Source organism: Nocardioides sp. NPDC006273 (assembly GCF_040613495.1).
Lineage (GTDB): Bacteria > Actinomycetota > Actinomycetes > Propionibacteriales > Nocardioidaceae > Nocardioides.
Genome location: NZ_JBEXSD010000052.1, coordinates 19,940 through 44,892, shown reverse-complemented (window position 1 = coordinate 44,892; position 24,953 = coordinate 19,940). Strand labels below are relative to the sequence as shown.

The 24,953-nt window shown below is 70.5% G+C and carries 23 protein-coding genes; 6 read left to right on the top strand and 17 right to left on the bottom strand.

All coding sequences use genetic code 11. From position 1 onward, the window contains the following. The 5 genes from ABZZ22_RS20480 to ABZZ22_RS20460 all read right to left on the bottom strand — a co-directional run. Positions 1–348: AAA family ATPase (locus ABZZ22_RS20480; RefSeq protein ID WP_354935027.1), on the bottom strand; the 348-nt coding region annotated here is incomplete at its 3' end. Next, the gene (locus tag ABZZ22_RS20475) at positions 341–1,282 is read right to left on the bottom strand and encodes an NAD kinase (protein ID WP_354935031.1); all 942 of its coding nucleotides are present in this window, start codon (positions 1,280–1,282) and stop codon (positions 341–343) included. The genes ABZZ22_RS20475 and ABZZ22_RS20480, both read right to left, overlap by 8 nt. A gap of 148 nt (positions 1,283–1,430) precedes the next feature. Further along, a complete protein-coding gene (locus ABZZ22_RS20470; RefSeq protein WP_354935024.1) occupies positions 1,431–2,294 on the bottom strand; it encodes a TlyA family RNA methyltransferase in 864 nt (287 codons plus the stop codon). An 11-nt stretch (positions 2,295–2,305) separates the two neighbouring features. Beyond that, positions 2,306–2,572, bottom strand: coding sequence for a hypothetical protein (locus ABZZ22_RS20465; RefSeq protein ID WP_354935021.1), 267 nt, complete (start codon positions 2,570–2,572; stop codon positions 2,306–2,308). Then, positions 2,569–3,618 (bottom strand): HAD-IIA family hydrolase, encoded by a 1,050-nt coding sequence (locus ABZZ22_RS20460; protein WP_354935018.1) that lies wholly within the window; start codon positions 3,616–3,618, stop codon positions 2,569–2,571. Before ABZZ22_RS20460 ends, ABZZ22_RS20465 begins: the two co-directional genes overlap by 4 nt. Positions 3,619–3,683: 65 nt before the next feature. Here ABZZ22_RS20460 and ABZZ22_RS20455 point away from each other — a divergent pair, with 65 nt between their 5' ends. Beyond that, positions 3,684–4,844 carry a DUF1015 family protein gene (locus ABZZ22_RS20455; RefSeq protein WP_354935015.1) on the top strand — a complete coding sequence of 387 codons (1,161 nt, stop codon included), beginning with the start codon at positions 3,684–3,686 and terminating at the stop codon, positions 4,842–4,844. 12 nt (positions 4,845–4,856) lie between these two features. On the opposite strand, the gene ABZZ22_RS20450 is transcribed toward ABZZ22_RS20455, so the two are convergent. The 9 genes from ABZZ22_RS20450 to argC form a co-directional block, all read right to left on the bottom strand. After that, complete coding sequence (locus ABZZ22_RS20450) at positions 4,857–5,276, bottom strand: single-stranded DNA-binding protein (RefSeq protein ID WP_354935012.1); 420 nt, start codon at positions 5,274–5,276, stop codon at positions 4,857–4,859. Positions 5,277–5,401: 125 nt separating this feature from the next. After that, positions 5,402–5,971, bottom strand: coding sequence for a DNA-3-methyladenine glycosylase (locus ABZZ22_RS20445; RefSeq protein ID WP_354935009.1), 570 nt, complete (start codon positions 5,969–5,971; stop codon positions 5,402–5,404). Further along, entirely contained in the window at positions 5,971–7,395 is a 1,425-nt protein-coding gene (gene argH / locus ABZZ22_RS20440; RefSeq protein ID WP_354935006.1) for an argininosuccinate lyase, read from the bottom strand. Before argH ends, ABZZ22_RS20445 begins: the two co-directional genes overlap by 1 nt. Continuing rightward, positions 7,395–8,855, bottom strand: coding sequence for an argininosuccinate synthase (argG, locus tag ABZZ22_RS20435; protein WP_354935003.1), 1,461 nt, complete (start codon positions 8,853–8,855; stop codon positions 7,395–7,397). Before argG ends, argH begins: the two co-directional genes overlap by 1 nt. A 25-nt stretch (positions 8,856–8,880) precedes the next feature. Further along, a complete protein-coding gene (locus ABZZ22_RS20430) occupies positions 8,881–9,408 on the bottom strand; it encodes an arginine repressor (protein ID WP_354935000.1) in 528 nt (175 codons plus the stop codon). After that, complete coding sequence (argF, locus tag ABZZ22_RS20425; RefSeq protein WP_354934997.1) at positions 9,405–10,328, bottom strand: ornithine carbamoyltransferase; 924 nt, start codon at positions 10,326–10,328, stop codon at positions 9,405–9,407. Before argF ends, ABZZ22_RS20430 begins: the two co-directional genes overlap by 4 nt. Beyond that, the gene (locus ABZZ22_RS20420) at positions 10,325–11,506 is read right to left on the bottom strand and encodes an acetylornithine transaminase (RefSeq protein ID WP_354934994.1); all 1,182 of its coding nucleotides are present in this window, start codon (positions 11,504–11,506) and stop codon (positions 10,325–10,327) included. The genes argF and ABZZ22_RS20420 overlap by 4 nt, the downstream gene beginning before the upstream one ends. Further along, on the bottom strand, positions 11,503–12,357 hold the full coding sequence (argB, locus tag ABZZ22_RS20415; RefSeq protein WP_246321827.1) for an acetylglutamate kinase: 855 nt from the start codon (positions 12,355–12,357) through the stop codon (positions 11,503–11,505). The genes ABZZ22_RS20420 and argB overlap by 4 nt, the downstream gene beginning before the upstream one ends. A gap of 169 nt (positions 12,358–12,526) precedes the next feature. After that, entirely contained in the window at positions 12,527–13,558 is a 1,032-nt protein-coding gene (argC, locus tag ABZZ22_RS20410) for an N-acetyl-gamma-glutamyl-phosphate reductase (RefSeq protein WP_354934991.1), read from the bottom strand. Between the two features lie 80 nt (positions 13,559–13,638). Here argC and ABZZ22_RS20405 point away from each other — a divergent pair, with 80 nt between their 5' ends. The 4 genes from ABZZ22_RS20405 (at position 13,639) to ABZZ22_RS20390 (ending at position 16,956) form a co-directional block, all read left to right on the top strand. Beyond that, a complete protein-coding gene (locus ABZZ22_RS20405; protein WP_354934988.1) occupies positions 13,639–14,466 on the top strand; it encodes a maleylpyruvate isomerase family mycothiol-dependent enzyme in 828 nt (275 codons plus the stop codon). 10 nt (positions 14,467–14,476) lie between these two features. Beyond that, the gene (locus ABZZ22_RS20400) at positions 14,477–15,031 is read left to right on the top strand and encodes a TIGR00730 family Rossman fold protein (protein ID WP_354934985.1); all 555 of its coding nucleotides are present in this window, start codon (positions 14,477–14,479) and stop codon (positions 15,029–15,031) included. An 82-nt stretch (positions 15,032–15,113) separates the two neighbouring features. Next, on the top strand, positions 15,114–16,136 hold the full coding sequence (locus ABZZ22_RS20395; RefSeq protein WP_354934982.1) for an ATP-binding cassette domain-containing protein: 1,023 nt from the start codon (positions 15,114–15,116) through the stop codon (positions 16,134–16,136). 1 nt (position 16,137) lies between these two features. Beyond that, positions 16,138–16,956, top strand: coding sequence for an ABC transporter permease (locus ABZZ22_RS20390; RefSeq protein ID WP_354934979.1), 819 nt, complete (start codon positions 16,138–16,140; stop codon positions 16,954–16,956). Between the two features lie 6 nt (positions 16,957–16,962). Here ABZZ22_RS20390 and ABZZ22_RS20385 read toward each other — a convergent pair whose 3' ends face one another. After that, complete coding sequence (locus ABZZ22_RS20385) at positions 16,963–19,944, bottom strand: AAA family ATPase (protein WP_354934976.1); 2,982 nt, start codon at positions 19,942–19,944, stop codon at positions 16,963–16,965. 91 nt (positions 19,945–20,035) lie between these two features. On the opposite strand from ABZZ22_RS20385, the gene ABZZ22_RS20380 reads away from it, so the two are divergent. Beyond that, positions 20,036–21,064 carry an aminotransferase class I/II-fold pyridoxal phosphate-dependent enzyme gene (locus ABZZ22_RS20380; protein WP_354934973.1) on the top strand — a complete coding sequence of 343 codons (1,029 nt, stop codon included), beginning with the start codon at positions 20,036–20,038 and terminating at the stop codon, positions 21,062–21,064. A gap of 144 nt (positions 21,065–21,208) precedes the next feature. Here the strand turns inward: ABZZ22_RS20380 and pheT are convergent, their stop codons facing one another. Then, positions 21,209–23,698, bottom strand: a complete 2,490-nt coding sequence (gene pheT / locus ABZZ22_RS20375; RefSeq protein ID WP_354934970.1) for a phenylalanine--tRNA ligase subunit beta — start codon at positions 23,696–23,698, stop codon at positions 21,209–21,211. Then, positions 23,695–24,816, bottom strand: a complete 1,122-nt coding sequence (gene pheS / locus ABZZ22_RS20370) for a phenylalanine--tRNA ligase subunit alpha (RefSeq protein ID WP_354934967.1) — start codon at positions 24,814–24,816, stop codon at positions 23,695–23,697. The genes pheT and pheS overlap by 4 nt, the downstream gene beginning before the upstream one ends. Positions 24,817–24,953: the final 137 nt, after the last annotated feature.

Here is a 24,953-nt window from a genome sequence, read left to right as displayed (position 1 = left end):
GGCGACCGGGACGGTCGCTCCCCCGACGTACGCCCGCGCTCGGCCTTCGGCAGCGACCGTGCGGGCCACGAGGACGCGGCCCTCCTCGACCTCTCCCCCAGCCTCCTCGGTCGCGTCGATGACGGCTGGCAGCGAGCGGGCGTCGATGACACCCTCGACGCGGGCCGCCTTCTTGCCCTTGCGCACCGCGCCGGCGTCGCCGCGGCCGCCGAGCAGCAGCCCGAGCGCGGTCACGATCATCGTCTTGCCAGCGCCGGTCTCACCGGTCACCACGGTCAGTCCTGGTCCGAGCTCCAGGGTCGAGGACTCGATGATCCCGAGTCCGGAGATCCTGATCTCCTCAAGCATGCTCGCCTCCGTTCATCCTGAACGGACGCCTTTCCGCGGCGCCTCGCCATCCCTCCACAGACAGTCCGAACTTCCGCACCAGACGATCCGTGAACGGGGCCTGGTGCAGGCGTACGAGTCTGACTGGCTCCACCCCCCGGGTGACCTCGATCCGGGCGCCGGGGCCCAGGTCGTAGGAGCGCCGACCGTCGCACCAGAGCACCCCGGCACCGTCGGCGCGCGAGATGACCTCCACGGCCAGCACCGAGGTCGGCGCGACCACCATGGCCCGCGCGAAGAGCGCGTGGGCGCTGATCGGGGTCAGCAGCAGAGCCTCGACGCCGGGCCACACGACCGGGCCACCGGCGGAGAAGTTGTAGGCCGTCGAGCCGGTCGGGGTCGCACAGACGACGCCGTCGCAGCCCCACCTCGACAGCGGCCGGCCGTCGATCTCGACGACCACCTCGAGCATCCGCTCGCGGGCCGCCTTCTCGACGCTGGCCTCGTTGACCGCGAACGTACGAAAGACCTTGTTGCCGTCCTCGAAGACGCTGACCTCGAGCGCGAGGCGGTCCTCGGAGGTGTAACGGCGCTGCACGATCGCCTCGATCGTCGACTCGACGTCGTCGTACTCCGCCTCCGCGAGGAATCCGACGTGTCCCAGGTTGACCCCGAGCACCGGGGTGCGGTGGGGCTGGACGATCTCGGCAGCACGCAGGATCGTGCCGTCGCCACCGATCACCAGCGCCAGCTCGCAGTCTCTGCTGGCCTCCTGCTCGTCGAGGGCCAGCTCGATCGCCGGCTGATAGGCACCCGGGTCGATGCCCAGGTCGCCGGCCTCACGAGCCAGCATCCTGACCACGATCCCGTGGACCGCGAGCGACTTGGCACAGGCGAGGGCGACATCGCGGGCCTCCTCCCGCCCGGTGTGGATGAGCATGAGGACACGCCGCACCTCGGCCGGCTCCACCGGGCCTGGATCTACCGGGCTTGGGTCCACAGCGGAGGCATCGGCGTCGGTCACGTCGCCACCTCCGTAGCGCCAGCGCCAGAATACGGATCTGGCGACGTGTTGGCCCGTTGGCTCACTCGCTGACGCTCGCTCACGGATCAACCCTCTCAGACGGCACCGACACAGCCCCGGTGCCGGGGCTCTCCAGACCACGCTGCTCGCGCACGGCCTCCTCGATCTCGGTCTCGCTGACAGTGGCCTCGCCGCGGCGCAGCCAGAGGAAGAACTCCACGTTGCCCGACGGGCCGGGCAACGGGCTGGTCGTGACCGCGCGGGCACCCCAGCCGCGTCTCGCAGCGGCAGCGGCGACGGCGTTGACCGCCTCCGCCCGCAGCACCGGGTCGCGCACCACGCCGCCCTTCCCGACACGGTCCTTGCCGACCTCGAACTGAGGCTTGACCATCAGCGCCAGGTCGCCCTCAGGGCTGGTGACTCGGATCAGCGCGTCGAGGACGAGCTCGAGTGAGATGAAGGACAGGTCGCCGACGACGACGTCCACGGGTTCGCCGACCAGCTCGGGAGAGAGGTCGCGGATGTTGGTCCGGTCATGGACCACGACCCGCTCGTCCTGCTGCAGGCGCCAGGCGAGCTGGCCGTAGCCGACGTCGACGGCGACGACCTGGCTGGCGCCGTTGCGGAGCAGTACGTCGGTGAAGCCGCCCGTCGATGCGCCGGCGTCCAGGCACCGGCGGCCCTTGACCGAGAGACCGAGCGGTTCGAACGCGGCCAGCGCACCGGCGAGCTTGTGGCCGCCGCGGGAGACGAAGTCGGGTCGGCCGGGGTCTTCGGTCACCACGATGGCGACGTCGGTGGTGACACCCGTGGCCGGCTTGGTGGCGCGGTTGCCTGAGACCGTGACGCGGCCGGCGGCGATCAGCTCGCTGGCGTGCTCGCGAGATCGGGCCAGCTTGCGTCGGACCAGCTCGGCGTCGAGGCGCAGGCGGCGAGGAGGCATGCGCTCGCCTCTCAGGGCTGGTCGGTCGGCTGGGGCTCACCGGACGCCGAGGCGATCCGGGCCATCGCGTCATGGGCGCCCGTGTCGGGGTCCAGGGCGCGACGCAGCTCGGTGTGAGCGGCCTCGAAGACGCCGACGTGCTCGGCCAGCGGCAGCTCCTCGAGCCGGTCGAGAGTCTCGAGGACCGCGTCGACGCGGGCGACACCGGTGTGCGGCGCCGCGCCGGCGCCGCCCAATCCGGCCGGGGCCGGAGTCTCGTCGAAGTGCTGCTCGCTCATGAGCCCGAGACTACCGTCTCGCCGTCAGCATCCGAGCGAGGCGGCGTGGCCTGTGCGCCGAGCGCCACCACTGCCCCGGTCTCGTCCAGGTGCGCCCAGGCGCTGGTCGCAGCGGCCCGCCACCAGTCGTCGACGCTGCCCTGGCCCGTGACGCGCAGGTCGCCGTCGCGTACCTCTGCCGCCCAGCCGCCCAGCCGCGCGGTCGTGCCCTCGATCTCGGGCGCGGAGTGGGCCTCCAGCAGCCCGCCCAGGTCGGAGGCGATGTACGTCGGGCGCTGATGCGGCGCGGCCGCGACCAGGTCCTCGAGCCCGGTCACGCCGGTGAGCACCAGCAGCGTGTCGACATCGACGTTGCGGCCGCCTTCGATGTCGGTGTCGAGCCGGTCGCCGACCATCAGCGGATGCTCGCCCTCGGTGCGCCGAATGGTCTCCTCCAGCAGCGGGCGCGAAGGTTTGCCCGCGACGATCGGCTCGACCCCCGAGAAGCGGCGCAGGGTGTCGACCAGGACGCCATGGCCCGGCGCGATCCCATAGGCGGCCGGGAAGGTCATGTCAGTGTTGCTGGCGACCCAGAAGAGTCCGTCCTTGATCCGGACGGCCGCACGGAGGATGTCCTTCCACAGCAGGTCGGGGTTGTACCCGGTGACGATCGCCTCGGCGTCCTCGTCGACGGCCACCGGCACCAGTCCGGCGGCTTCGAGCGGCTCGCGCAGGCCGGCGGCACCCAGGTTGACCACCTTCGTGCCCGGAGCGAGCCGCTCGGCCAAGACGTGCGCGGCGGCCTGTGCCGAGGTGACGACGTCCTCGGCGCTCGCCTCGATCCCCAGGTTGCGGATGTTCTCGGCCACCTTGGCCGGCGGCCGGGCAGCGTTGTTGGTGATGAACGCCAGACGCAGACCGGACTCACGCGCCGCCGCGAGCGACTCGGCGGCTCGCGGGACCGCGGCCCCGCCGATGTAGACCACGCCGTCGAGGTCGAGCATCGCGACGTCGTGGACCGCGGCGAGCGCTCGGTCTGAGCCCTTCAACTGATGGTCGGTCAGCACACTAAGTTCCTCACTCTGAGTCGGGGGTGCGACGAATGGGACCAGTGTGACCCTACGATGTGGGGATGGACGATGCAGGTGTGGTGAGGGCGCCGTACCTCCGCCGTCCGCTGCGTCTGGAGCCTTTTCGAGCGCTCTCCCTGGCGCCCTCGCGGATCGGGGACCCGACCTCGGCACGGCTCTACTCCCGGCCCTATCGCGGCGTCACCTCCCGGATCAGCTCGTGGCTGGCCCGTGGGGATCTGTATGAGCACCGCGACGCCGCGCTCTACCTGCACGAGTACACCGCAGCCGGGATCACGGTGCGTGGCGTCGTCGGGATCCTCGACGTCTCGCACCGCACCGACGAGCCCGGTGAAGCCGCCGTGCTGCCCCACGAGGGCGTACGGACCGCTCAGGCCGATCAGCTGGCCTCCAGGATGCGTCAGATGCGGGTGCACCCGGCGCCGATCCTGCTCACCTACCACGCGCCCGACGGCGTCGCCGAGCTGCTCGACCGCGTGCAGAGCAACCCTCCCCACGAGCAGTACGACGACCACGGCGGCCAGCACCACCGTGTCTGGGCGATCACCGACGAGGCAGTGATCGGGCAGCTGCGCGCCGCCTGGTCCACCGAGCAGGCGCTGATCGCCGACGGCCACCACCGCTACGCGGCCTACGCCCAGCTCCAGGGGCCGGCCGAGCCCGGCGACGCGGCCGCGACGGACTTCGGTCTGGCGATGCTCATCGACCAGGACGACACCCCGCTGCAGCTGGGCGCGATCCACCGGGTGCTCGCCGGGGTGAACCTGCGCGATCTTCGAGCGGCAGCCGAGGCCGTCGGCGCGACGTGGACCGCCGGTGGGCGGGAGGCCGCCCTGGGCAGGCTCGGACCCGGCGTCATCGTGGTCAGCGACGGCCGTGGCTGGGCCACGCTCGAGGTCGACACCTCCGAAAGCCCTGCCACCGGCGACGTCGGCTACCTGCACGACCGGGTCCTTCCGGAGCTGCGCCGGCAGCCGTCTCGGGTATTGCACGCTCACCAGGTCGATGCCGCTCTCAAGCGGGCCCGCCCGGGGCGCGACGTCGCCGTGCTGCTGGCGGCGCCGACGTTCGACACCATCCTCTCCTCCGCCTCGGTCGGGCAGCTGCTCCCGGAGAAGGCGACCTCGTTCCAGCCCAAGCCGCACCCAGGGGTGCTCATCCGTCTTCTCGACGCCGCGCGTCTGGAGAAGACTCGGCACTAGCCGAGCCATCGACTAGCTGGCCTGCCTGGTCGCGGCGCCGGCTCGGCTGACCCGTCTGGCCGACAGCACCTCCACCTCGGTCATCGACTGCAGTCGTCCGCCGGTCTTGAAGAACCGGCGGCGCAGGGAGCCGTTGACCTCGACGACGTCTCCCACCTGCCAGGTCATCGCCGCACGCCGCACCCGAGCGATCCAGGTGTGGCACTCGAGCGCGTCGATCTGCACCCGACTCCCCCGGCGTTTGTCGCGTGGCCTGTTCACGACCACCCTGAACGCGGTCAGCTGGTCACCACTCGGCAGCTCCCGCTCCTCCGCGGCCAGCGACAGCCGGCCGATCAGCCGCACCTCGTTGACCGTGGCCAGGCCTTCGGCACGCCCCGCGCGTCCGCCATCGTCCGGCGATGGCTCCTTCTCTACCCTTGCGACCGTCATCTCGATCACCTCCGACCATCATCCTGGTCAGGGGAGCCGACAGTTCTGCCCGGCACCGCGCTGCCTGTGGACAACCTCGGTCCGAACCGAGCCTGTGGACGGACATCGGCCCGTCCGACGAGCTCTCAGAGCTTCTTCGCCGGCCGGTAGCGGGAGACCGTCGGATCCCCTGCGATCCAGAAACGCCAGGGACGCTCGGCGGCGAGGCGGAGCCCGACCCGGGGACCAGCGGCGACGTCGATCCGCGACCAGGTCTCCTCCGGCGCGAGATCCACCTCGAAGTCGCCGGTCCCGTTCATCGTGAGGTCGATCCCGAGAGCCGAGCACAGCCGCGCCGGTCCCCGGGCCAGGTCGGCGTCGCGGACCGGTCCGCGACGTTCCCGCACAGTCTCGGTCCCTTCGATCACCTCACCGGCGCGCAACAGGATCCCACCGGGTTCACCAGGCGGGTGGCAGACGAGGTTGGCGCAGTGGTGCATCCCGTAGGTGAAGTAGACGTACAGCCGCCCGGGCGGGCCGAACATCACCCGGTTGCGGTTCGTCTCGCCCCGAAAGGCGTGCGAGCCGGGGTCGTCGGCCGCGTACGCCTCCACCTCGGTCAGCCGGACCTTCACCCCGTGGTACGACAACCTCGCCCCGAGGAGCCGCGGAGCGGCTACCTCGGAGCGCTGGTTCAACAGATCGGCGAGAGACACTACGACGGACGGAACTCGGCAGACTTGGACCGAAGCTCGGCGAGCTGCTCGGTGACCCGGTCGGGTGCGGTGCCACCACGGCCGTCGCGGGAGGCGACCGATCCTTCGATGGTCAGCACGAGGCGTACGTCGGGGGTGAGCGCCGGCGAGATCGTGGCGAACTCCTCGTCGGTGAGCTCGGCAAGCTCCACGCCTCGCTTCTCCGCCGCCTGGACGCAGGCGCCGGCCAGCTCGTGGGCGATCCGGAAGGGGGTGCCCTGCCGGACCAGCCACTCGGCGATGTCGGTGGCCAGCGAGAACCCCTGCGGGGCAAGCTCGGCCATCCGCTCGGTGTTGTAGACCAGCGTCGCGACCTGGCCGGTGAAGGCCGGAAGCAGCACCTCGAGGGTGTCCAGGGAGTCGAAGACCGGCTCCTTGTCCTCCTGCAGGTCGCGGTTGTAGGCCAGCGGCAGCGCCTTCAGCGTCGTCAGCAGCCCGGTCAGGTTGCCGACCAGGCGTCCGGCCTTGCCACGGGCCAGCTCGGAGATGTCGGGGTTCTTCTTCTGCGGCATGATGCTCGACCCGGTCGACCAGGAGTCGTGCAGCGTGACGAAGTCGAACTCCCTGGTCGCCCACAGGATGATCTCCTCGGCGATCCGGCTGATGTCGACGCCGATCTGAGCGCACACGTAGGCGAACTCGGCCACGAAGTCACGCGAGGCGGTGCCGTCGATCGAGTTGGCGCTCGAGCCGGTGAAGCCGAGCTCGGAGGCGACCAGCTCGGGGTCGAGCCCGAGCGACTGGCCCGCGAGCGCCCCGGACCCGTAGGGCGAGTCGCAGATCACCCGCTCGCGCCAGTCCTCGAGCCGGTCGACGTCTCGCAGCAGCGACCAGGCATGGGCCATCAGGTGGTGCGAGAGCAGCACCGGCTGTGCGTGCTGGAGGTGTGTACGCCCCGGCATGATCGCGCCCATGTTCTCGTCTGCCTGAGCGGCGAGTGCGTCGATGAGGTCGAGCACGAGCCCACGCAGCACCCTCTCGTGGTCGAGCAGGTAGCTGCGGAAGAGAGTGGCGATCTGGTCGTTGCGCGAGCGCCCGGCCCGCAGCTTGCCGCCCACGTCCGGGCCGATCTCCTCGATCAGCAACCGCTCCAGAGCGCCGTGCACGTCCTCGTCGGAGTCGGCCGGAAGAAGCCGGCCGGCGGTGAACCGGTCCGCGAGCACGTCGAGACCACGGTGGATCTCGTTCTCCTCGTCGCCGGTGAGCAGCCCGGCAGCCCCCAGCGCCTTGGCGTGGGCGTGCGACCCGGCGATGTCGTAGAGCGCCAGCCGCCAGTCGAACTGCGTCGAGCGAGAGAGCGCCTCGAGCTCCGGCGAAGGACCGCCGGCGAACCGGCCGCCCCAGAGCTTGCCCTCGTTGGTGGTGTTGGCAGGTGTGTTCGACATCAGTCGTTCCCGGCCTCGAGCGCCGCCTCGTCCAGGAACGAGTCGTCCAGGACCGGTCCGTCGACAGGGAGGGCGGCCGGGAGCGGCTTACCGTCGGTGGCGGCGATGCGGTCGAAGCCACCGGCGGGGAGCTCGCCGAAGAGGGTGCCGTGCTCGACGAGCACGGTGCCCTGGTCGAGGGGGTGCCCGGCGTAGACCTCGAGCTTGGAGCGCGAGTCGGCGATGTCGAGGTTGCGCATGGTGAGCTGGCCGATGCGGTCGACGGGGCCGAAGGCGGCGTTCTCGACGCGCTCCATGGAGAGCTTCTCGGGGTGGTAGGAGAAGTGCGACCCCTCGGTGTTGAGGATCGTGTAGTCCTCACCGCGGCGCAGCCGCAGGGTGACCGTGCCGGAGACCAGCGAGGCGATCCAGCGCTGGATGGACTCGCGCACCATCAGCGCCTGCGGGTCGAGCCAGCGGCCCTCGTAGAGCAGCCGGCCGAGCTTGCGGCCCTCGTTGTAGTAGTTGGCCATGGTGTCCTCGTTGTGCACCGCGTTGAGCAGCCGCTCGTATGCCGCCCACAGCAGCGCCATCCCCGGCGCCTCGTAGATGCCGCGGGACTTCGCCTCGATGATCCGGTTCTCGATCTGGTCCGACATGCCGAGGCCGTGGCGGCCGCCGATCGCGTTTGCCTCGTAGACCAGCTCCACCGGGTCGGCGTAGGACTTGCCGTTGATCGCCACCGGGCGGCCCTCGACGAAGCTGATCGAGACGTCCTCGGTCTCGATGGCGACCGAGGGGTCCCAGAACTTCACGCCCATGATCGGCTCGACGGTCTCCAGCGAGACATCGAGGTGCTCCAGCGTCTTGGCCTCGTGGGTGGCGCCCCAGATGTTGGCGTCGGTGGAGTAGGCCTTCTCGGTCGAGTCGCGGTAGGGCAGGTTGTGGGCGACCAGCCACTCCGACATCTCGTGACGTCCACCGAGCTCGTGGACGAAGTCGGCGTCGAGCCACGGCTTGTAGATCCGCAGCTCGGGGTTGGCCATCAGGCCGTAGCGGTAGAACCGCTCGATGTCGTTGCCCTTGAAGGTCGACCCGTCGCCCCAGATGTTGACGTCGTCGGCCTGCATGGCCCGGACCAGCATGGTGCCGGTGACGGCACGGCCGAGCGGGGTGGTGTTGAAGTAGGCGCGGCCACCGGAGCGGATGTGGAAGGCGCCGCAGGCGAGCGCGGCCAGGCCCTCCTCGACGAGCTGCGGCTTGATGTCGATGGCGCGGGCGATCTCGGCGCCGTACGCCATCGCGCGGTCCGGCACACCAGAGATGTCGGGCTCGTCGTACTGCCCGATGTCAGCGGTGTAGGTGCACGGCACCGCGCCCTTGTCGCGCATCCACGCGACCGCCACGGAGGTGTCGAGACCTCCGGAGAAGGCGATGCCGACGCGCTCGCCCTTGGGGAGGGAGGTCAGTACCTTGCTCACGAGATGTTGCTCCTTGCTTAGAAATCTATTGAATGTCTGGGGTCTTGCCGGCGAGGCCGAGGAAACGGTCGACGAGCGCCGCTCCGCCCTGGGGCTCGCGGCCGATGACGAGCACGGTGTCGTCGCCGGCGATGGTGCCGAGGATGTCGGGATAGTCCGCCCGGTCGACGGCCGATGCGAAGTACTGCGCAGCCCCCGGAGGCGTACGCAGCACCACCAGGTTGGCGCTCCCGTCCGCGCTCACCAGGAGCTCGCGGGCGAGCCGACCGAGCTTGCTTCGGCCGCTGGCGGACTCCCCCGGCGCCACCGAGCTGCGGTCGCCACCCTCGCCGGGGATCGCGTAGACGAGAGCTCCGTTGGCCGCCCGCACCTTCACCGCGTCGAGCTCGTCCAGATCGCGCGAGAGCGTCGCCTGGGTGACGTGGACGCCGTGCGAGAGCAGCGCCTCGGCCAGCTCGGTCTGCGACTTGATCTCGATGCTCCAGATGATGTCGACGATCAGGGACTGGCGCGCTCCCTTGGTCGCCGGCCGCTGGGCTTCGTGAGTAGTCATCTCCGCTCCCACAGGAAGGCCAGGATCGCCTTCTGAGCATGGCGCCGGTTCTCCGCCTCGTCCCACACCAGGCTGCGCGGACCGTCGAGCACCTCGGCATCGATCTCCTTGCCGCGGTAGGCGGGCAGGCAGTGGAGGACGACCGCGTCGTCGTCGGCATGGCCGATCAGCTCGGTGGTGAGCGCGTAGGGCGAGAAGACCGCGAGCCGGGCGGCCGCCTCGCTCTCCTTGCCCATCGAGATCCAGGTGTCGGTGATGAGTACGTCGGCCCCCGCAGCCGCCGCGACGGGGTCGGGCGTCACCGTGACCGAGCCGCCGGTCTCCTCGGCGATCTCCTTCGCCCGGACCAGCACGTCGGCGTCGGGCGCGTAGCCCTCCGGCGCCCCGAACCGCACGTGCATCCCGGCGGTGGCTCCGGCCAGCGCCCAGGAGTTGCCCATGTTGCACGCGGCGTCTCCCAGGAAGGCCGCGGTCAGACCCGCCAACGATCCCTTGTGCTCCTGAATCGTCAACAGGTCGGCGAGCAGCTGGCATGGGTGGAAGTCATCGGTCAGTGCGTTGATGACCGGCGCTCCGGCGTACGCCGCCATCTCCTCGATGCTCGACTGGGCGAACGTACGCCACACGATCTCGCCGGCCTGCCGGCCGAGCACCCGAGCGACGTCGGCGACCGACTCCCGCTCGCCGATCCCGGCGAGACGGCCGTCGACGAGCATCGAGTGGCCACCGAGCTCGGCGATCCCGGACGAGAAGGAGGCCTGGGTCCGCAGGGTCGGCTTGTCGTAGATCGTCGCGACGGTCACCGGTCCGGCGAGCGGCTTGGCGGCGAAGGGGTCCTGCTTCATCGCCGCCGCGAGCGCCAGCACCTCGGCCTGCTCGGCCGGGGTGAGGTCGTCGTCGCGGAGGAAGTGCCTGGTCACTTCGCCCCCGTCTCTTGGGCTGCGTCGAGGATCGACGGCCAGGCGGCCAGAAGGCTCTCGGCGTCGTCTTCGGTGAGCACTAGCGGCGGCACGATCCGGATCCGCTCGGGTGTGGCGTTGTTGAGGATGAAGCCGGCCTCGAGCGCTGCGGCAGCGACAGCGCCCGAGTCGAGACCGGCGAGAACCACCCCGATGAAGAGACCCTCTCCATCGACCCGCGCGACCCGAGGGTCGGCCGCGAGACCGTCGCGCAGCTTCTGCCCGAGCACGGTGACGTGCTCGAGGAGGCCCTCGGTCTCGATGGTCTCGACCACGGCGAGGCCCGCGGCGCAGGCGACCGGGTTGCCACCGAAGGTGGTGCCGTGGTTGCCGGGCTCGAGGAGCGTCGCCGCACGGCCGAGGCCGATGCAGGCGCCGATCGGGAAGCCGCCGCCGAGGCCCTTGGCGAGGGTGACGATGTCGGCGGTGATGCCGGAGATCTCGTGGGCGAACCAGCGGCCGGTGCGGCCCAGACCGGATTGGATCTCGTCGAGCCAGAGCAGGGCGCCGTGCTCGTCGGCCACCGCTCGCGCGGAGGCCAGGTAGTCGGCGGGCGGGACGATGACGCCGGCCTCGCCCTGGATCGGCTCCAGGATGATCGCCGCGGTCTCGTCGGTGACCGCGGCCGCCAGCGCCTCGGCGTCACCGTACGGGACGAAGGTGACATCGCCCGGCAGCGGCTCGAACGGTGTCCGATAGGCCTCCTTGGCGGTCAGCGCGAGGGCACCCATCGAGCGGCCGTGGAAGGCGCCGTGGGCAGCCACGATGTGCTTGCGCCCGGTGCGCCGGGTCAGCTTGAAGCCGGCCTCGTTGGCCTCGGTGCCGGAGTTGGTGAAGAAGACCCGTCCGCTCTCGCCTCCCGGGACCCGGGCGAGCAGCGCCTCGGCCAGCTCGACCTGCGGGTGGGAGGTGAAGAAGTTGGAGATGTGGCCGAGGGACTCCAGCTGCGAGGTCACCGCGGCGACGAGCGCCGGGTGGGCGTGGCCGAGGGCGTTGACGGCGATGCCGGCCAGCAGGTCGACGTACTCCTTGCCGTCCTCGTCCCACACATGGGCCCCCTGGCCTCGGGTGAGGACCAGCTTGGGCGCGCCGAAGGTGTTCATCAGCGCGCCGGCGTAGCGTTCTCCGTACGTGCTCATCGGTCCAGCTCCCTTGCCTTGCGGGTCTTGGTGGTGACGCCGGGGAGCACCTGGGTGCCCACTCCCTCGGCGGTGAACAGCTCCAGCAGCACGGCGTGCTCCTCGCGACCGTCGACGACGGTGGCTCGTTTGACGCCACCCTTGACCGCCTCGAGGCAGGCGCTCATCTTCGGGATCATCCCGCTGGCGAGGTCGGGCAGGATGCCCTCCAGCGCCTCGGGGCTGATCTCGCCGATGACCTCCTCGGGGTCGGGCCAGTCGAGGTAGAGGCCTTCGACGTCGGTGAGCACGAGCAGCTTCTCGGCCTTCAGCGCGACCGCGAGAGCCGAGGCGGCGCGGTCGGCGTTGACGTTGTAGATGGCCCCGTCCGCGTCGGGGGCGACGCTGGAGACCACCGGGATCCGGCCGGCCTCGATGATGTCGAGGACCGACGAGGGACGTACGTCGACGACCTCGCCGACCTGGCCGAGGTCGACCTCCTCGCCGTCCACGACGGTGCTGGCCGGCTCGGCGGTGAAGAGTCCGGCGTCCTCGCCCGAGAGCCCGACGGCCAGCGGCCCGTGCTCATTGATCAGCCCGACCAGCTCGCGCTGGACCTGGCCGACCAGGACCATGCGTACGACGTCCATCGCCTCCGGCGTGGTCACCCGCAGCCCGCCCCGGAACTCCGACTCGATCCCGAGCCGGTCGAGCATCGAGGAGATCTGCGGACCACCGCCGTGCACGACCACCGGCTTGAAGCCGGCGAACCGCATGAAGGCGATGTCCTCGGCGAAGGCACGCTTGAGCTTGTCGTCGGTCATGGCGTTGCCGCCGTACTTCACCACGACGATCTTGCCGTGATACTCCATCAGCCACGGCAGCGCGCCGGCGAGGGTGCGGGCCTTGGCGGGATCGGGCCTACCGGGCTCGTGCGCGACGGTCTCGAGCTCGAAGTTCACGCCGCCACCCCCGTAGCGCAAGCGCCAGAATACGGACGCGGCGACGTGAGGGTCTTGTGGTTCACTCGCTGACGCTCGTTCACGGGGCCACTCCAACCGTGCTCAGCCCGGTGGTCTCCTCGAGACCGAGCGCGAGGTTCATGCACTGGATCGCTCCCCCGGCGGTGCCCTTGGCGAGGTTGTCCTCGGCGCCGACGACGACCAGCCGCCCGGCGGCCTCATCGACCGTCACCTGCAGGTGGACGGCGTTGGAGCCGAGCACGGCCTGCGTCTGGGGCCACTGGCCCTCGGGAAGCAGGTGGACGAAGGGCTCGTCGCCGTAGGCCTTCTCGTAGACCGCACGCGCATCCGCCGCGGTCACGCTCCCGGCGAGCTTGGCCGAGCAGGTCGCCAGGATGCCGCGCGGCATCGGCACCAGGACCGGGGTGAACGAGACCGAGACCTCGCCGTCGACCAGCGCGGAGAGGTTCTGGACGATCTCGGGGGTGTGCCGGTGGACGCCGCCGACGCCGTAGGCGCTGACGTTGCCCATGACCTCGGCACCGATCAGGTTCGGCTTGGAGGACTTTCCGGCGCCGCTGGTGCCGGTGGCGGCGACCACGACGACCTCGGGCTCGATGATGCCGGCCTCGACCGCCGGGGCGAGCGCCAGGGTGGAGACGGTCGGGAAGCAGCCCGGCACCGCGATCCGGCTGGCCGCGGAGAGCGCCGCCCGTTGACCAGGCAGCTCGGGCAGCCCGTAGGGCCACGTCCCGGCGTGGTCGGTGCCGTAGAACCTCGTCCACGTCTCGGCGTCGGCGAGTCGGTAGTCGGCGCCGCAGTCGATCACGACCACGTCGTCGGCGAGGCCGGCTGCGATCGGCCCGGACTCACCGTGCGGCAGGGCCATGAAGACGACGTCGTGACCGGCCAGGGTCTCGGGGTTGGTGGGCTCCAGCACGCGGTCGGCCAGCGGGACCAGGTGTGGTTGGAGGCTGCCCAGCATCTTGCCCGCGCTGGAGGCGGCGGTCAGGGCACCGATCTCCACCTCGGGGTGGGCCAGCAGCAGCCTGAGCAGCTCACCTCCGGCATATCCACTGGCACCGGCGACGGCGACGCGCTTCTTCGTCATATGCATGACCATACGCTCAACTGTATGCCTCATGCAAAACCCGTTCGCCCCCTGAGACACCAACACCTAGTGTTCGCCCCATGACCCGTCTCAACCCCACCGCCTACCTCGACCACATCAGGTCGGAGTCGGCGCTCTTCCGCTCGGCGCTCGCGCACACAGACCCCGCAACCCCGGTCCCGACCGCTCCTGAGTGGACCGCCGCCGATCTGCTCTGGCACGTCGCCGGCGAGGTTCAGCACTTCTGGACGTACGTCCTGGAGACCCGCCCGACCGCACCGACCGAGGAGACCTACGACGAGCCCGAGCGGCCGACCGAGGCCACCTACCAGGATCTGCTCGACTACTTCGACGAGATCAACGCCGAGTTCGTGGCGACCCTGGAGAAGACCGGGCCGGAAGAGCCCACCTGGTCGTGGTCGCACGAGCAGACCGCTGGCTTCACCTACCGCCGACAGGCCCACGAGATCCTCATCCACCGCCTCGACGCCGAGCTCACCGCCGGCGCCGTGACGCCGATCGACCCGGCCCTGGCAGCCGACGGGATCGACGAGGTCCTCGACATCTTCTACGGCGGCAAGCCCGAGTGGGCGACCTTCGCGGGCAGCGACCAGTACGTGCGGATCGACGCCGTCGACACCGACACCCACACCTGGGTCCAGCTCGGGCTCGTCTCCGGCACCGGCCCCGGCGGCGACAACCTGGAGAACGAGCCCGACCTCAGCGTCGTGGCCGAGCAGTCGCTCCCCGCCGGCACCGAGCCGGACGCCGTCGTGGCCGGCACCGCAGCCGACCTGGTCGCCTCGCTCTGGCGTCGCCGTGACGACGAGGGCATCGCCGTCTCCGGTGACAAGGACATCTACGACCGCTTCCGCGCGTTGACCAACCAGCCGATCACGGACGACTAATCTCTGCCGCATGATCAAGCACCTGGCGGTCTTCCTCGGGTCCCGCGACGGCAACGATCCCGCGCTCTCGGAGAGTGCCTACGAGGTCGGCAGGGACCTTGCAGAGCGCGGGATCGAGCTGGTCTACGGAGCCGGTGGTGGTGGCCTGATGGGCCAGATCTCCCAGGGTGCGATCGACGGCAACGGGAAGGTCTTCGGCGTGATCCCACGGTTCATGGTCGAGCGCGAGTGGGGTCGCGTCGAAGGTGCGCCGGGGATGCAGACGCTCGTGGTCGACACGATGCACGAGCGCAAGGCGCTCATGGCCGAGCGGGCCGACGCGTTCCTCGCCCTCCCCGGCGGGATCGGCACCCTCGAGGAGCTCTTCGAGGTCTGGACCTGGCAGACCCTGTCGCTGCACGGCAAGCCGGTGGGCCTCCTCAACGTCAACGGCTTCTGGGACCCGCTCGTGGAGATGATGGAGCGCATCGCCGCGGCAGGATTCCTGCACGGCTCCCCCGCCGAGACCCTGGTGGTCGGCGACGACCTCGACGACGTCCTCGCCCGCCTCGACGCCGCCCGCTGACTGGGCCCGTTTGAAACCCCGAGCCCGAGTCGTGAAACCACGGTGAAGGCGGCCTGAAACCGCCGGCCCACACCCTGGGCGCATGACAACCAACACCGAACTGGCCGTATCGGCCACTGGTCTGGTCAAGACCTTCGGCGACTTCACCGCGGTCGACGGGATCGACCTCGAGATCCGCCGCGGCGAGGTCTTCGGCGTGCTCGGCCCCAACGGCGCCGGCAAGACCACGACGCTCAAGATGCTCGCGACCCTGCTCCCGATCGATGCCGGCGAGGCGGAGATCTTCGGGGTCGACGTCAAGGCGTCCCCCCATCAGGTGCGTCAGCTCGTCGGCGTCACGGGGCAGTACGCCTCCGTCGACGAGAACCTCACCGCCACCGAGAACCTCGTCCTGTTCGGCCGCCTGCTCGGCATGTCCGGCAAGGCCGCCCGCGCGGCCTCGGCGGAGCTCCTGGAGTCCTTTGGCCTCGAAGAGGCCGCCAAGCGGCAGATCTCGAAGTTCTCCGGCGGCATGCGCCGCCGCCTCGACCTCGCCGCCTCGCTCCTGAGCCGACCGCCGCTGATCTTTCTCGACGAGCCGACCACCGGCCTGGACCCCCGCACCCGGGGCCAGATGTGGGACACCATCCGTACGCTGGTGGCCGGCGGCTCCACGGTGCTGCTGACCACCCAGTATCTCGACGAGGCCGACCAGCTCGCCGACCGGATCGCGGTCATCGACCGTGGCGTCAAGGTCGCCGAAGGCACCTCGGAGGAGCTCAAGACCTCCGTCGGCAGCTCCACGCTGCACCTTCGGCTGAGCGACAAGACGCAGATCGCCACCGCAGCCGCCGTGGTCGAGACAGTGACCGGCGACCGTCCGGTGCTCACGCCCGAGGCCGGCGGCGTCAACGTGCCGCTGGCGGACGCCGACCGAGCCGCCGACGTGCTCATCGGCCTTCGCCACGCCGACATCTCGATCACCACTGCCAACGTGCAGCAGCCGACCCTCGACGAGGTCTTCCTCGCCCTGACCGGCCACGGCACCACGAGCTCGGAGAACCCTGCGGACGCCGACCGCGCTCAGTCCACCGACGACGACATCCGCACCGAGGAGGTGGCCTGAGATGGCTGCACTGATCTCCACCTACGCCGTCGCCGACCGCCCGCTCAGGGCTCACCCGAGCATCGGCGAGACGGTCAGCCAGACGCTGACCATGGCCCGCCGGGCGTACATCAAGATGATGCGCAACCCCGAGCAGTTCTTCGACGTCACGATCCAGCCGCTGCTGTTCACCGCGATGTTCGCCTACATCTTCGGCGGCGCGATCTCCGGTGACGTGCAGTCTTACCTGCCGACCATCATCACCGGCATCCTGGCCCAGACCGCGCTGACCGCCTCGATGGCTCGTGGCACCCAGCTGCGCGAGGACATGGACAAGGGTGTCTTCGATCGGTTCAAGGCGCTCCCTATCGCCCGGATCGCACCGCTGGCCGGACCCGCCGTCGCCGACCTGCTCCGCTACGGGATCGCGGCGACGCTGACCATCGTGGTCGGCCTGCTGATGGGCTATCGGCCCGGTGGCGGCGTCGGTGGGGTGCTCGCCGGGTGGGCGCTGACCATCTTCGCCGGCTGGTCGCTGAGCTGGATCTTCACCTGGCTCGGCACGGTCTTGAAGACCGCGGGCGGAGTGCAGGGCCTGGGCATGATGATCATGTTCCCGTTGACCTTCCTCTCCCCCGCCTTCGTACCGAAGGAGACGATGCCGGAGTGGCTGCAGGCCTTCGTCGGCGTCAACCCGGTCACCCTGGTCATCAACGCCACCCGCGACCTGATGAACGCCGGCGACCTCACCTTGAGCGTCGTGTGGGCGCTCGTCGGCTGCACCGCGGTCGTCGCGATCTTTGCGCCGCTCTCGGTGTGGACCTACAGCAAGAAGCTCTGACGGTCCTCAGGCCATCCGTGCGATGACGCTGCGGGCCTCGTCCAGCAGGGCGGGCCCGCGGCGTTCGTCGTACTCCTCAGTGACCCGCTCGAGTACGCCGGGCGCGAGCCGCGCCGCGTCGGCGACCGCGGGCTCCCAGCGCATGTCCAGGAACGATCGGGAGTAGCCGAACCGGTCGGCCAGCACCACCAGCCGCACCGACTCCTCGCGCGGCAGCGTGTCGCGCAGCAGGCCCCACAGGCCCAGCGCGAGCAGCAGCATGCCCGTGACCGGGAAGTCCTGGGACCGGCGCTCCGCGGAGACCAGACGCGGCGCTTTCGCCATCAAGGCCTCGAACAGGTCGGCGCCATCGGCCCCCTCGCCGTGGCGTGCACAGCCGACCAGCGCGACCGCCTCGGCCGCGACCCGCCACGGCGTCAGGTCGGGATCGTCGCTGAATCCCGGGAACGGCAGCTCACCCATCGTCTCCACCACCTCACGAAACAGGGTCAGCCCCTCGCCGACCCGTCCCTGGGCGAGGAGGAGCTGGGCCCGGGCGCCGTGGACGGCGCCGCGGGATCCGAGGCCACCGTGAGGCTGCTCGTCGGTGAGCTCGGCGAGGATCTCGGCGGCCTCCTCGAGGTGGCCCTGCTCCACTGCGTACGTCACCAGGATCGCCTGGGTCTGGACGAGGTCGTCGTCGGCGCCGAGACGGCGCAGGACGGGTGCGGCCTCGCGAGCGTGGTGGGCGGCCTCTTCGAGCCGGCCGAGCTGGGCGTAGAGACCGCTGAGCTGGGCGTGCAGCATCGCGCGCGGCCAGGGCCCGCCTTCGGAGCCGGTCAGGCGCAGCGCCTCCACGCCGGCAGCGACCGCACCCTCGGGATCGCCGAGGTTCTCCCGCTCGTGGCTGAGGAACGTGTAGGCGCGGGCGCGCACCTCCGGGTCGGGGTCGGCGACCAGGTCGGTCAGCTCGTCCTCCAGCAGCCGCTGGGGCTCGTCGGCCCGGGTCTGGGCGGTGCCGGCCATCGCCACCATGACCTTGAGCATGACCCTGAGCTGCGGATCGGCGGCCTCGGCGCCGACCCGGTCGAGGATCCTCATCAACCGCTCCAGACCGGTGCCACCGGTGACGGCCGCGCCGAAGAGCAGCAGCGCCAGGACGAGTCGCGTCTTCTCCCGCAGCTCGGGAGGCGGCGCCCACTCCTCGAGCAGCTCGGAGATCGGCCCGGACAGCATGATCACGCGCTGATGCTCGCCCGCGATGGTCCAGAAGACACCGACCGCACAGAACAGGCGGATCACGGACTCGGCCTCGTCATCGGCCAGGACCTGGCGGAGGATGTCGGCGAGGTTGCTCTCCTCCGCGCGCAGGTCGTCCATGGCGTCGAACTGCTCGGGCGAGTAGAGCCGGCTCGACCCCGCGTCGGCATACGCACCCGCCCACGCGCGCTGCGCCGCACGGGCGGCGGTGTCCTCACCCGCGTCGATCAGCTGCATCCGACCGAACTCCCGGACGGTCTCGAGCATGCGGTAGCGGAACGCCGCCGGCGCGTCGACCACCGTCAGCAACGACTGGTCGACGAGCTCCTCGATCGCGGCGAAGGTGTCGGCGCCGAGCATCGCCTCGGCCGCCGCGAGAGTGAACCCGTCGTGGAAGACCGAGAGCCAGCGCATCGCCCGCCGCTCGCGCTCGGCGAGGAGGTTCCAGGACCAGTCGATCACCGCGATGAGGGTCTGGTGGCGATCGGGAGCGCTGCGGTCGCCCCCGCGCAGCAGCTCGAACCGGTTCTCCAGCCGCCGCGCGATGTCGTCGACCGCCATCGCGCGCACCTTCACCGCCGCCAGCTCGATCGCCAGCGGAAGTCCGTCGAGCCGGGTGACGATCTCGTCGACCCGGGCCTCGTCGAGACGAGCACCGGGCCGAGCGGCGACCGCGCGGCGCCGGAACAGCTCACGACCGTCGTACGTCCCCAGCCGGCCGAGCGGGTAGACCCGCTCCGCGCCGATGGCGAGCGGGCTGCGGGAGGTCGTGAGGACCGTCAGGTCGCGCACCGTGGCGACCAAGAAGGCGACCATGTCGGCGACGGCGGTCACGATGTGCTCGCAGTTGTCGAGCACGAGCAGGGTCGGGGCGCCGTCGAGCTGCTGCGCGATCCGCGACCGCACGTCGGCCCGCTGCTCAGGGGTGAGCCGGTCGCGCCGGGCGACCGAGTCACGCACACCGAGGGCCGAGCCCACCTCGCTGACCAAATCGTCGGGCGCGGTCACACCGACCAGCTCGACGACATGGACCACGGGCTGCTCCGCGCTGTGGGCGATCACCTGGGCCAGACTGGTCTTCCCCAGCCCGCCGGGCCCCAGGATCGTGACGACCCGCGAGCCTTTCAGCAGGGCGGAGACCTCGGCGGTGTCCTGCTCGCGCCCGATCAGCAGATCTGTGTCGTGACGCAGCCCCGAGCGCACCGGACGGTCGCGCGCGAGCAGCTCGGCATGGACGGCTCGCAGCCGCGGGCTCGGGTCGACGCCGAGTCCGTCGGCCAGCCCGGACCGGTACGCCTCGAAGCGCTCCAGCGCCGCCGGCGCACCGTGCACCGCGGCGACCGCACGAAGCAGTGCCTCGGTGACCGCTTCGTCCGGGTCGCGGCGGTCGAGCCGTTCGAGGAGCGGGAGCGCCTCGGCGTACTTCTTCTCCGCCGCCAGCCTCAATGCCTGCGGCCGTAGCGACCAGGCGTCGACGTCACCGGTCTCGAGGCCGAGGCGGTAGCCCCGCGGCGTACGCTCGATGGCGCCAGGGGCGGTCGCCGACCTGGCTCGGGAGACCACGACTTGGAGCGCCTTGGCGGGGTTGGCCGGGCTGTCTTCGCGGCCCCAGATCTCCTCGACCAGCGCGGCCTCGGAGGCGCCTCGCGGGCCGGCCTCGACCAGGGCACGAAGCAGCGCCCTGGTCCGCTCGCCGGCCACCGGCGTACCTGCCCAGGTGACCTCGTCCAGCACACTCAGCGTTGTCACAGCCGCCATTCTGTCATAGCGATATATCGCGTACGTACGGGATTTCGGACCTCCCGGAGGCGAGCGGACCCGCCATGACGAGAATAGGACCGTGACCGTCGAACTGCGCTCTGACAACGCCGCCTCCGTCTCCCCCGCGATCCTGGAGGCGATGGCCGACGCCAACTCCGGCTCCGCACTCGCCTACGGCGGTGACGAGGTGACCGCCGCGCTCGAGAACCGGGTGCGCGAGGTCTTCGAGCACCCCACCGCCCGCGTCTTCCCGGTCATGAGCGGCACCGCCGCCAACGCCCTCTCGCTCTCCGCGCTGACCCCGCCCTGGGGCTCGGTGGTGTGCCACGAGACCGCGCACATCACGACCAGCGAGGGCGGCGCGACCTCGCTGCTGGCCGCCGGCGCGGTGATGACGGGCGTCGCGGGCGAGGGCTACAAGATGGCGCCGGAGGCGCTGCAGGCCCACCTCGACGGCGTACGTTGGGGCGACCCGCACCACTCCCAGCCGACCGTCCTCTCGCTGACCTCACCCTCGGACTACGGCACCGTCTACTCGGTCGCGGAGATCACCGAGCTGACCGCGATCGCGAAGACCCGCGACCTGCGGGTGCACCTCGACGGCGCCCGGTTCGCCAACGCCGTCGTGGCCACCGGTGCCGCTCCGGCAGACCTGACCTGGCGAGCCGGCGTGGACGTGCTCTCCCTGGGCGCCACCAAGAACGGTGCCCTCTCGGCCGAGGCGATCGTCTGCTTCTCCGACGCTCCGGCGGACGAGCTGGTCTACCGCACCAAGCGCAGCGGGCACGTCACCTCGAAGATGCGCTACCAGTCGGCCCAGCTGCTGGCCTACCTCACCGACGACCTCTGGCTCCGCAACGCCCGCAACGCCAACGAGCGCATGCGCGATCTCTGCGCCGGGCTGACCGAACTGGGCGTGAAGCTGGTGAACTCTCCCGACGCCAACCTGGTCTTCGCCGAGGTCCCGGACGCGGTCGCCGACCGGCTCGAGGCCTCGGGTGTGCTCTTCTACCGCCTCGGCGGCCAGGTCCGGTTCGTCACCTCGTGGGCGACGACTCCGGAGGAGATCGACACCGTCCTCAGCGCCCTGCGCGAGGCGCTCGGCTGAGGTGGAGCCGGGCGGCGGCGCAGCGCACATGAGTCACTCTCCCGTCATGGCGGGAAATTGCCCACCCTCGAAAACCTGACCCGCGTCAGAACCCCACCTGTGCGGGATTCTGACGCGGGCAGGACTAGGCCGCGGACAGCGCGCTCAGCGCTGGACGGCGCCGGTCAGCTCGGCAGCCTTGGCGACCGCCGCCTCACGCGCGGCCGCGGTCTCCTCGGCCTTGAGCGTGCGGTCGGGGGCGCGGAAGCGCAGCGCGAAGGCGAGCGACTTCTTGCCCTCGCCGACCTGGTCACCCTCGTAGACGTCGAAGAGCCGGACGGACTCCAGCAGCTCGCCGGCACCCTCGCGCAACGCCGCCTCGACGGCAGCGACGGTGACGTCGACGGACACCGTGAGCGCGACGTCCTCCTTGGCGACCGGCATGGTCGAGAAGACCGGACCGGCGGCGGTGGCGGGCACCTTCGAGATCAGGTAGTCCAGGTCGATCTCGACCGCGGCCGAGCGGGCGGGCAACCCGAACGCCTTGCACACGTTCGGGTGCAGCTCACCGGCATGGCCGAACTCGACACCGTCGACGGAGACGACCGCGCAACGACCCGGGTGCCACGGCGCCCGCGACGCCGAGGCGACCTCGACGGGGACACCGAGCTCGGCGCCCAGGCGACGTACGACGTCGATGGCGTCCGACCACGAGGCGGTCTCGGCGGCGCCCCACCAGCCACCCCGCGTACGCTCGCCGGCGAGCACGACGGCGAGGTGCAGCGGCTGGCGCGGGATCGCGGCGAGGAGCTTCTCCATCTCCTCCGCGGACGGCCGCCGCTCGACGCCGTAGATCGGCGCCGCCTGGTCGACCGGGAAGGCGACGGTCGCGGTCTCGAAGAGAGAGACCCCGTCCTGACCTCGGGAGATGTTGCGGGCGGCGACCTTCAGCAGACCCGGGAGCAGCGTCGTGGTGTAGCCGGGCTCCTCGCTGCTCAGCGGGTTGGCAAGCTTCACCGTGCGCCGCAGGACGTCGTCGGCGGACAGCCCGAGACGATCGAAGTCGGCCTCGCCCACGAACGGGAAGTCGACGACCTCGACCAGCCCGGCACCGGCCAGCGCCCGACCGATCCGGCGGCGCAGCTGCTGGGCGCGGGTCAGGCCACCACCGGTCGCCCTGCGCGGCAGCACCGAGGGAACCTTGTCGTAACCGACGATCCGGGCGACCTCCTCGACGAGGTCGTAGGGGTCGGTGAGGTCGACGCGGTAGCTCGGGATGGTCGCGGTCAGCGAGTCGCCCGACACGACGACACGAGCGCCGATGAGCTCGAGCGCCTTCACCACCGTCGCCTCGTCGATGTCGAGCCCGATGATCCGGGCCGGCAGGTCGATCGGGATGGTGATGGTCCGGAACGGCTCACGCGTCTCGGGCGAGGCGCCGGGACCGACCTCGGAGACACCGATGGCCTGGCCGCCGCCGTGCTCGACGAGCAGCTCGACGACACGCTGAGCCGCAGCGGGCGGCAGCAGCGGGTCGACGCCACGCTCGAAGCGCTTGGACGCCTCTGAACCGAGCTTGTGCCGCTTCTGAGAGCGGAAGACGGTGGTCGGGTCGAAGTGCGCGGCCTCGACCACGATGTCCGTGGTCGACGCCGAGATCTCCGTGGACGCCCCGCCCATGACACCGGCGATGCCGATCGGGCCGGAGTCGTCGGTGATCAGCAGATCCTCGGGCGACAGCTCCCGCACGACGTCGTCGAGCGTGGTGATCTTCTCGCCCGCGCTCGCCCGCCGCACCACGATGTCGCCGCTCAGCTTCGCGCGGTCGTAGCAGTGCGTCGGCTGGCCGAGCTCCATCATCACGTAGTTGGAGACGTCGACGGCCAGCGAGATGGAGCGTACGCCGGTGGCCTCGAGCCGCTTCACGATGAACTCCGGCGTCGGTGCCGTCGGGTCGAACCCGGTGATCACCCGGGTGACGAAGAAGTCGCAGCCGTTGTCCTCGAGGCGGACCGGGTAGCCCGACCCGTCAGCGATCGGCGAATCGACCTGCGCCGGGTCGTGGAAGGGAACATCGAAGCCAAGCGCCGCATCACGTGCGATACCGCGCATCGACAGCGCGTAGGCCCGGTCGGGGTTGATCTCGAACTCGATGACCTCCTCACCGAGCCCGAGCACCTCACGGGCGTCGGTCCCGGGTGCGGGAGCGTCTGCCGGCAGCACGATGATGCCGTCGGCCTCCTCCCCCAGCCCGAGCTCGCGGGCCGAGCAGATCATTCCGGCCGACATGTGGCCGTAGGTCTTGCGCGCCGAGATCTGGAAGTTGCCCGGCAGCACCCCACCGGGCAGGATCACCACGACCTTGTCGCCGGGCTTGAAGTTGTGCGCGCCGCAGACGATCCCCTGCGGCTCACCGGTCCCGTTGGCGTCACCGACGTCGACGGTGCACCAGTTGATGACCTTGCCGTTCTTCTGCGGCTCGGGCTCGCAGGAGAGCACCTGGCCCACCACGAGCGGGCCCTCGATGCCGGCACCCGAGGTCTCGATCGCCTCCAGCTTGAGGCCGAGCGCGGTCAGCCGGTCGGTGATCTCCTCGATGCCGAGTTCTTCCGGCAGCGAGACGTACTCCTTGATCCAGGAGAGGGGGGCCTTCACAGTTCACTCCCGAAAGCAGTAGTAAGCCGGACGTCGCCCTCGAAGAGGGTGCGCAGGTCGGACAGGCCGGTGCGGAACATCAGGGTGCGGTCGATGCCCATCCCGAACGCGAATCCGCTGTACTTCTCGGGGTCGACACCGCAGGCGACCAGCACGCGCGGGTTCACGATCCCGCAACCGCCCCACTCGATCCAGCCCTCGCCCTTGCAGGTGCGGCACGTGATCATCTGACCGTCTCCGGCGTCGAGGACCTGGGCGCCACGGCAGACGAAGCAGGTCAGGTCGACCTCCGCCGACGGCTCGGTGAAGGGGAAGTACGACGGCCGGAACCGGGTCACGATGCCCTCGCCGAACATCTGGGTGGCGAAGTGGTCCAGGGTGCCCTTCAGGTTCGCCATCGAGATGCCCTCGTCGATGGCGAGGCCCTCGACCTGGTGGAACATCGGCGAGTGGGTCGCGTCGTACTCGTCGGTGCGGAAGACCCGCCCCGGGCACACCACGTAGATCGGCGCCTCGCAGGTGAGCATCGTCCGCGCCTGGACGGGCGAGGTGTGGGTCCGGAGAACCACGTGGTTCTCGGCCGGCTCGGTCCAGAAGGTGTCCTGCATGGTGCGGGCGGGGTGGTCCGGGCCGAGGTTGAGGGCGTCGAAGTTGAGCCACTCGGCCTCGATGAGCGGACCCTCGGCGACCTCCCAGCCCATCGCCACGAAGATGTCGGCGATGTATTCGGCGCCGGTGGTGAGCGGGTGCCGCCCACCGGTCGGCTGCCGGTCGGTCGGGAGCGTCACGTCGACGGTCTCCTCCACCAGCATCCGCGCCTCGTGCTCGGCCTCGAGCACCTTCTGCCGCGCGGCGAGCGCCTGGTTGACCGCGCCACGCGCCTTCCCGACGCGCTGACCGGCCTCCTTGCGCGCTGCCGGCGGCAGCGCGCCGATCTCGCGGTTGGCCAAGGCCAGCGGCGAACGGTCGCCGGCGTGGTCGAGCCGTGTCTGCTTGAGCTCCTCGAGACTGGTCGCGGCGTCGATGGCCTTCAGCGCGGCATCGCGCGCGGCCTCGACCTCCTCAGCCTTCAAGGGTGTGACCTCTACCGGGTCATAGTCGGTGTTGGGACCGGACATCACTGGCTTTCGTCGCGTCGAGTGTGTGAGCGCCAGTGTAGGAATCCGGTGCCCCGAGACGCGAACCGGTAACCGGTGAAGGGTGTCGCCGGTTCAGGAATTTGCCGACCGAATGGCGGGCCCCTCTAGACGAGACC